This window comes from Nocardia sp. NPDC058497, from assembly GCF_042720195.1.
GTDB lineage: Bacteria > Actinomycetota > Actinomycetes > Mycobacteriales > Mycobacteriaceae > Nocardia.
This window is the reverse complement of sequence record NZ_JBHXMY010000277.1, coordinates 1-7,639: the sequence shown is the minus strand read 5'-3', so window position 1 is coordinate 7,639 and position 7,639 is coordinate 1. Positions and strand designations below refer to the sequence as shown.

Here is a 7,639-nt window from a genome sequence, read left to right as displayed (position 1 = left end):
TTGGTGGCTCGCTCCGCCCGCCCCCCCCTCGACGCCCTGCACCGGCTGTTCGCCGGTCGGCTCTCCGGAGCGCGACGCGTCGACCTCGTTGAGGAAGTCCGCGCGGAAGACCGACGTCGTCTCGGCCGCGGTCTCCCCGTAACCCGGGTCCCTGTTCTCGCTCACCGTTTCTCTCCTCCTCGAACCTGATTATCCATGCAAGCAGGTGCTGTATTCGGCGACACGACCGGCGCGATCACATCGCCAGGAAATAGATCCCGGCGTCGATTCCCCGACGTATCCGCTTGGCTTTGACCGTACCCTGCCGGGGCGCACCCGTGCAGGGAGAACTGTGAAGGCTGCTTCAGCCCCCGATAACTCCTTGATAACCCGCCGCATCCAGCAGTTCACCGAGGGCGGAATCCAGCGCCGCCTCGTCGTCGAAGGCGAGCTCGAACAGCCAGCCCGCGTCGTACGGATCGGAGTTCAGCGTCTCCGGCTCCTGCGCCAGATCCTCGTTCACCGCAACGACTTTCCCGCTCAGCGGAGCGTAGATGTCGGACACGCTCTTGGTCGACTCGACCTCGGCGATGCTCTCGCCGGTGGTCACATCCTTGTCGACATCGGGCAGCTGGACGAACACGACGTCACCCAGCTGTGACTGGGCGTAGTCGGTGATGCCGACACGAACCGCCGTGGGGCCGGTCCGCCGCACCCATTCGTGCTCTTCGGTGTAGCGCAGATCCTCAGGGGTCCGGGTCACAGGACGTCCTTTCATCGTCAACGTTGCACGCAACAGTATCGACTAGCTCCCGCGGTGCGGCACAGGCGGTATCGAACGCGCGACCGCGACCGCCAGCCCCACGTAGAGCACCCCGGTCCACACATACAGCGCGGTGCCCCAGATCAGCAGTGCCCAGCCGAAGGCCCAGCCGAAACCCGCCCCTGCCCAATCCATCTCCCCCGTGAGCAGCCACGGCAGCGCCGACATCAGCGCGAAGGTGGCTGCTTTGCCGAGGTAGATGACCTCGGGGGCGGGCAGTTCACGGCGTTTGTATACCGACAAGGTCACGGTGAGTATCAGATCGCGACCGATCAGGATCACCGCGATCCACCACGGAATCAGCCCGCGTGCGACGAACGCCACGAGCGTCGTCACGAGGTATAACCGGTCGACGAGCGGATCGAGCAGGGCGCCCAGCCGGGAGGACTGGTCGAGCAGCCGGGCGAGTTTGCCGTCGAGGAAGTCGGTGAAGCCCTGTGCGATCAACAGCGCGAACGCCCAGCCGTCGGCATGGCGGACCAGCAACAACCACAGGAACACCGGGATGCCGATCAGCCGGATCAGGCTCAGCACATTGGGCACGGTCAGGATGCGATCGCTGAACACGCCACCGGTTGCGGTGTCGTTGGTGCCCGGCGTTCCCGATTCGGTTGCCACGCCCCTGCATACCGCACCGACCCCCGCTCGCGCCATCCGGCCACGCCGAAACCTCCGGCCGCGTTCGGTTGCCCGGCGATCGCGGTGCCTGTCCGGCAGCGAACCGCTAACCTGGGCACTTGTGTCCGACAGTGGTTTAGATCTGCGTACCTACGTCTCCGCCGAGGACGCGCGCGAACGCGGCCGCGCCGCCAGGGAACGGGTCCCGGTGTCCGCCCGCGACCGGGCGGCCGAGAGCCCGGACCGGCCGAGCGTGCTCGAGTTCGTCGAGGCGAGCAACCGGGGGCGGATCGAGCGGCTGATCCCGCTGCGGATCGGCCGGATGACCACCTCGCCGTTCACCTTCTTCCGCGGCGCCGCCGGACTCATGGCCGCCGACCTCGCAGCGGGACCGGACAGTGGCCTGCCCGCCCAGATCTGCGGTGACGCCCATGCCGCGAACTTCGGCCTCTACGGCACCCAGCGCGGCGAGATCGTCATGGATATCAACGATTTCGACGAGACCGTCCTGGGACCGTGGGAATGGGACCTGGAACGGCTCGCCGCCAGCCTCGTGCTGGCCGGGCGCGAGGGCGGCGCCGACGAGGACGACTGCGTGCGCGCCGCGCGCGATGCCGCCCGCTCCTACCGCCGCACCGTCGCCGAACTCGCCGACATGCCGTTCCTGCAGTCCTGGACCGCGATGCACGACGAGTCGATCCTGACCGAGGCCAAGGCCGAGGATCTGCTCGACGACTTCAAGAAGGCCGCCAAGAAGGCGCGCAAGAACACCAGCGCCAAGGTCGTCGCGAAATGGACCGAGCACCTCGACGATCACGAGACCGATATCAGCAAGCACCGGTTCGTCAGCGATCCGCCGATCCTCACCCCGGTCGACGAGCACGTCGCCGAGGCCGTGATCGACGGGCTGGAGCGCTACGCGGGCACCATCCGCGAGTCCCGGCGCAACCTGCTTGCCCGGTTCGCGGTCTCCGATGTGGCGTTCCGGATCGTCGGCACCGGCAGCGTCGGCCTGCACAGCTATGTGGCACTGCTGCACGGCAACGACGGCGAGGCGCTGGTACTGCAGGTCAAGCAGGCGAAGCCGTCCGCGCTGGCGCCGTTCCTGCCGCCTGCCGCGCCCCGGCACGAGGGTGAGCGCATCGTGGTCGGCGCGCGCAGTGTGCAGTCCGAGACCGACATCCTGCTCGGCTGGACGACGATCGAGCTCGACGGCTCGATCCCCTTCATCGTGCGCCAGTTCCGCAATCTCAAGGGCAGCATCGACCCGGCCGGGCTCTCGGCCGACGATCTCGACGACTACGGCAGGCTCGCCGGGGCGTTGCTGGCCAGGGCGCACGCCCGTTCGCTCGACCCGCGCACCCTGGCCGGCTATCTCGAAGCCGACGACGACAAGTTCGACGAGGCGATCGCCCGCTACGCGGTGCGCTACGCCGACCGGACCGAGGCCGATCACGCCGAGCTGGTCGCCGCCGTCGCGGCGGGCAAGATCGAGGCCGAGCCGAGCTGAACACCGGCCGTATCCTCCCCGGCAACCGCCGGTCATCGAGCTACGATGTACGCCAACGGTTCTCGGCCCGCGGCGCCAACGACCCAGAAGGGCGGACTCCATGCTCGTGCGCGTGCAGAATGCGGCAGGCACCGATGCCGAGCTGGCACTGATCGATTGGCTGCGCACCTGGAAGGATCCGTCCAGCCCGCACGGCGTCGCCACGATCAACTGCAGCCTGTTCCAGGACGACCGGCTGCACCAGTTCGACGCGGTGGTGTGGACGCCGACCAGTTGCGTGGTGATCGAGGCGGAGACCTTCACCGCGCGCCAGGACGGCGTGCTGGAGATCCCGCTCAACGGCCCGTGGATGGTCTCCGGCGAGCTCGCGCGGTTCGCGGGCGCCGAGAAGTCGACGCCGCTGGAACGCTCCCGTGAGCACACCTTCGCGCTGCAGAACTATCTCGCGGCGCGCGGGCTCGGCCAGCGCGCGGTGCACGGGCTCGGTGTCATCGTGCCGATGCCGGGCGCGCAGATCGACGTGCACCAGGGCTGGAGCGATCCCAGCTTCGACGTGATCGTCACCGACGATCCGCACCGGGTCGAACAGTACTTCGAGATGCTGGCCGCGAAGGAACACAACCTCTGGACGGCCAACGACATCGCCATCGCGTTCCGCGGCCTCGGCATCCTGCCCTATCTGCCCGCACCCCAGGATCTGCTCAACGAGGGCTTCCTCGGCCCGATCGATGTGACCCTGTGGCACGGCGGCCCCACCCAGGCCCAGGCCGAGCAGTACGCCGAGGAACAGGCGCAGCTCGAGCGCGAATTGCAGAACCGCGGTCTGGTGGCGCCCTGGTACAGCCCGTGGAAGCTGTATCCGCGGGTCGACGGCGATCTCGACTTCGGCCGCGCGTTCCTGCGGATCACGCTCGCGATCGGGATGATCATCGCGATCGTCTGGGTGCTGTGGTTCGTGGTGACCGCGGTGCTCACCTATGGTCCCGCCTGAGCCACCGCTTGTCGTCGCGTCCGTGATCGAGGAGGTTTCCGCGCGTACCGCCGTCCGCGCGACGGCGATCGGCGCGGGCGCCGCTGTCACGGCCGCGATCCCGCTGACGTTCCCCGCGGACGACGGGCCGACCGACCTCGACTCCGCGGTGGCCGACCCCATCGCCGATACGCTCTCCCCCGGCCTCGCCGAGGTGCTCGTCGCGCCGAGCAGCGGTCCCGTCGTGCTGATCCTGTTGCTCGCGGCGTTCGGCTGGTTCGCCCTGCGGCGGCAGTGGTGGCGGGCGGTCACCATGCTGGTGGTTCCCGAGGTCGCGGTGGCGATCAACACCTGGCTGCTGAAACCGTTGTGGGACAGGCAGCTCCACGACTATCTCGCCTACCCGAGCGGCCACACCGTCCATCTCGTCGCTGTCGCAACGACTTTCGCGTGCCTGGTGCCGAGCCTGAAGGCGCGGATCAAGGTCGCGGCGCTCACCGTGCTCGCGCTGATCTCGATCACACCCGGCATGGTCGAGCTCGGATACCACCACCCCACCGATGCGCTCGGTGGGGCAGCGGCCGCCGCGGCGATGGCGATCGGCCTGTGCTGGCTGGCGGACCTGCCGCGAGCCAGGACGCGCGGCTAGCTCCGTTCGAAAACGCTGGCGTCGTGCAGCATTTCGGCGCGCAGCATCTTCTCGGGCACGCCCATCGCCTCGACCAGGGTCAGCGCGTCCGGACGCAGCCGGTCGACGAGTTCGTTGACCCCGCGCCGCACCGCCTTGGCCCGTTCCACCGACATGAACCGGTGCATGATGTACCAGGCCAGGTTCTCCTCCAGCGAGGCGTACACGTAGAGGTCGCAGACGGTTTCGGCGAGCGCCTTGGCGTCGGGGTCCTCGATGGCGGCGATCCCGTCGACGAATTCCTCGAGCACCAGCCGGTCGATGTGCGCGGCGCCGGCGGCCAGGATGTGGTCCTGGGCGTTGTTGAACGCCTCGAACGGGCCGGTGTCGGCGGCCCTGGCGCGCAGCCGGTGCGCGGCGGTCCGCAGCAGGTAGTCCTCGCGATCGGCGAACAGCTGCAGCTGCACCGAGCGCTTGGACAGGTCGCCGTCGTCGACGCTGTCGTCGCTGCGGTCGCGCAGGGTCTGGATCAGCTGGCGGACACCGGACCGTTTGCGCACCACATCGCCCGCCATGGTGGCGGCGAACTTCACCCAGCCGAGGGCGTCGAGATCGCGCACCTCGTCGGAATAGGCGGTGAGCAGTTCCTTGGCGACCAGCTGGGTCAGCACGACATTGTCACCTTCGAAGGTGGTGAACACGTCGGTGTCGGCCTTGAGCGTGACGAGGCGGTTCTCGGTGAGATAGCCTGCGCCGCCACAGGCTTCGCGGCATTCCTGGATCGCGCGGGTGGCGTGCCGGGTCTGGGCGACCTTCAGGCCGGCGGCACGCTTCTCCAGCGCGCGCTGGGCGCCCGGCTCGGTGTCCTTGCCGGACTGGATCAGGTCCATCCGCCGCACCAGGTCGTTCTGCGCGAAGGCCAGCGCGAAGGACTTGGCCACCAGCGGCAGCAGCCTGCGCTGATGGCTGCGGTAGTCCATCAGCAGGGTCTCCTCGCCGGTGTCGGGATCGGCGAACTGACGCCGCGCCAGCGCGTAGCGCACGGCGATACTGAGCCCGACCCGCGCGCCCGCCGCGGCGGCGCCGCCGACGCTCACCCGGCCGCGCACCAGCGTGCCGAGCGTGGTGAAGAAACGGCGGCTGGGGTTGTCGATCTCGGAGGCGTAGGTGCCGTCCGGGTCGACATCGGCGTAGCGGTTGAGCAGGTTCTCCCTGGGCACCCGGACCTGGTCGAAGACGATGCGGCCGTTGTCCACCCCGGGCAGGCCGCCCTTGATGCCGTCGTCGTAGGTGGTCACCCCTGGCAGGTCGGCGCCGCGCTCGTCGCGGATCGGCACCAGCAGGCAGTGCACGCCCTTGTTCTCCCCGCCGGTGATCAGCTGGGCGAACACCGCCGCCATCCGCGCGTGCACGGCCGCGCCGCCGATGTAGTCCTTGCGGGCCGACGGTGTCGGGGTGTGCACCACGAATTCCTGGGTGGCCGGATCGTAGGTGGCGGTGGTCTCGATATTGGCGACGTCGCTGCCGTGGCCCGATTCGGTCATCGCGAAGCAGCCGAGCAGGTCGAGCGAGATCAGCCGCTTGATGTAGTCGCGGTGGCGTTCGGTGCCCAGGTTCTCCACCGCGCCGCCGAACAGTCCCCACTGCACACCGGATTTCACCCACAGCGACAGGTCGGCGTAGGCCAGCATCTCCAGGCCGGTGACCGCACCGCCCGGGTCGCCGGTGCCCCCGTTCCCGGGCCGGAACCCGCGTTCGGCGTAACCCATGGTCGCGATGACCCGCATCTGGTCGAGTACGCGCGCCCTCGCCGCGTGGATGTCGAGTTCCGCGTCGCCGGTGAAGCGGTCGTCGGCGAGCTGGACTCGCGCCTGGTCTCTCACCGCGCGCCACGGTCCGTCCAGCGCTGCGCGGAGATGTTCTGCCGTCGTCGTTGTGCCGGTAGCCATGTCTTCGACCCTAGCCCGGGTCACGCATGAGGCGGCGGCTCGAAACTCGCCGACGCAAACTCTTGCTCGCCGATTGAACAGTCGTTTAGTATATTGAACATGTGTTCAGTCAACAGCCCGTACCGCAAGGACCCTCCCCCGACCTGACCACCGCGGCCCGCATCCGCGATACCGCGATCGACCTGTTCGGCGAACAGGGATTCGGTGTGGGTGTCCGGGCGATCGCCGCGGCGGCCGGAGTGTCACCCGGCTTGGTGAATCACCACTTCGGCTCCAAGGACGGCCTGCGCGCCGCCTGCGACGATCGTGTGCTCGAGATCATTCGCGACGAGAAACTGCGGGTCATCCGCTCCACAGGCACCGCCGGGATGCTCACCGCACTGGCCGAGATCGAGATGTACGCCCCGCTGGTGGCCTACATGTTGCGCAGCTTCCAAGCCGGCGGCGCGCTGGCGGAATCCCTGCTGGAGCACATGGTCGCCGACGCGGAGGAATACATGCAGGCCGCCGTCGAGTCGGGCCAGCTCAAGCCGAGCCGCGATCCCGCGGCCCGGGCCAGATACATCGTGCTCTGCCATGTCGGAGCCACCAACCTCTATCTGCAGATGCGAATGCAGCGTGACGGAAAACTCGACTACCGCAAGGCGATCCGGGACCTGTCGGACCTGACCACCTTCCCGGCGCTCGAGCTCTACACCCAAGGCATGCTGACCGATTCGACACTGCTCGACAGCCTCATCGAGGAGTAGACGATGCCCTCCCCCACCACCGATCGGGTCATCGAAGTCCATGACCTGCGCAAGACTTTCGGCCGCTTCACCGCGCTCGACGGGCTCGACCTGCTGGTCGGCCCCGGCGAGATCCACGGGTTCCTCGGCCCCAACGGCGCAGGCAAGTCCACCACGATCCGGGTGCTGCTCGGCGTGCTGCGCGTCTCCGGCGGCGAGGCGGCGCTGTTCGGCCGCGACCCGTGGACCGACGCGGTCGCCCTGCATCACCGGATCGCCTATGTCCCAGGCGATGTCACGCTGTGGCCGTCGCTGTCAGGGGGCGAGACCATCGACCTGCTGGCCCGGATGCGCGGCGGGCTCGACCAGACCAGGCGCGCCGAGCTGATCGAGCGCTTCGAGCTGGATCCGACCAAGAAGGCCCGCACCTATTC

At 68.5% G+C, this 7,639-nt stretch carries 8 protein-coding genes and 1 pseudogene; 5 read left to right on the top strand and 4 right to left on the bottom strand.

Features of this window, described 5'->3' with window-relative positions; all coding sequences use genetic code 11:
• From ACFWPJ_RS18955 to ACFWPJ_RS18945, 3 genes and pseudogenes are all read right to left on the bottom strand, one after another.
• A pseudogene (locus ACFWPJ_RS18955) lies at positions 1 to 165 on the bottom strand (peptide-binding protein); the annotation flags it as partial.
• Between the two features lie 178 nt (positions 166 to 343).
• Positions 344 to 757 carry a glycine cleavage system protein GcvH gene (gcvH, locus tag ACFWPJ_RS18950; RefSeq protein ID WP_378853043.1) on the bottom strand — a complete coding sequence of 138 codons (414 nt, stop codon included), beginning with the start codon at positions 755 to 757 and terminating at the stop codon, positions 344 to 346.
• A gap of 27 nt (positions 758 to 784) precedes the next feature.
• On the bottom strand, positions 785 to 1,420 hold the full coding sequence (locus ACFWPJ_RS18945) for a CDP-alcohol phosphatidyltransferase family protein (RefSeq protein WP_378853041.1): 636 nt from the start codon (positions 1,418 to 1,420) through the stop codon (positions 785 to 787).
• A 121-nt stretch (positions 1,421 to 1,541) separates the two neighbouring features.
• Here ACFWPJ_RS18945 and ACFWPJ_RS18940 point away from each other — a divergent pair, with 121 nt between their 5' ends.
• The 3 genes from ACFWPJ_RS18940 (at position 1,542) to ACFWPJ_RS18930 (ending at position 4,549) form a co-directional block, all read left to right on the top strand.
• The gene (locus ACFWPJ_RS18940) at positions 1,542 to 2,930 is read left to right on the top strand and encodes a DUF2252 domain-containing protein (RefSeq protein ID WP_378853039.1); all 1,389 of its coding nucleotides are present in this window, start codon (positions 1,542 to 1,544) and stop codon (positions 2,928 to 2,930) included.
• Between the two features lie 112 nt (positions 2,931 to 3,042).
• A complete protein-coding gene (locus ACFWPJ_RS18935) occupies positions 3,043 to 3,921 on the top strand; it encodes a nuclease-related domain-containing protein (protein ID WP_378853037.1) in 879 nt (292 codons plus the stop codon).
• Positions 3,922 to 3,943: 22 nt separating this feature from the next.
• A complete protein-coding gene (locus tag ACFWPJ_RS18930) occupies positions 3,944 to 4,549 on the top strand; it encodes a phosphatase PAP2 family protein (protein ID WP_378853035.1) in 606 nt (201 codons plus the stop codon).
• On the opposite strand, the gene ACFWPJ_RS18925 is transcribed toward ACFWPJ_RS18930, so the two are convergent.
• Positions 4,546 to 6,477 (bottom strand): acyl-CoA dehydrogenase, encoded by a 1,932-nt coding sequence (locus ACFWPJ_RS18925; protein WP_378853033.1) that lies wholly within the window; start codon positions 6,475 to 6,477, stop codon positions 4,546 to 4,548. The two genes, ACFWPJ_RS18930 and ACFWPJ_RS18925, sit on opposite strands and share 4 nt — an antisense overlap.
• A 101-nt stretch (positions 6,478 to 6,578) precedes the next feature.
• Here ACFWPJ_RS18925 and ACFWPJ_RS18920 point away from each other — a divergent pair, with 101 nt between their 5' ends.
• Positions 6,579 to 7,226 (top strand): TetR family transcriptional regulator, encoded by a 648-nt coding sequence (locus tag ACFWPJ_RS18920; protein WP_378853031.1) that lies wholly within the window; start codon positions 6,579 to 6,581, stop codon positions 7,224 to 7,226.
• 3 nt (positions 7,227 to 7,229) lie between these two features.
• Positions 7,230 to 7,639 (top strand): ATP-binding cassette domain-containing protein (locus ACFWPJ_RS18915; RefSeq protein WP_378853029.1); only part of this gene is annotated, 410 nt, incomplete at its 3' end.

Excerpts from the sequence above, each read along its gene's own strand:
- gcvH (WP_378853043.1), bottom strand. The coding sequence starts at position 757 with ATGAAAGGACGTCCTGTGACCCGGACCCCTGAGGATCTGCGCTACACC.
- ACFWPJ_RS18925 (WP_378853033.1), bottom strand. The coding sequence starts at position 6,477 with ATGGCTACCGGCACAACGACGACGGCAGAACATCTCCGCGCAGCGCTG.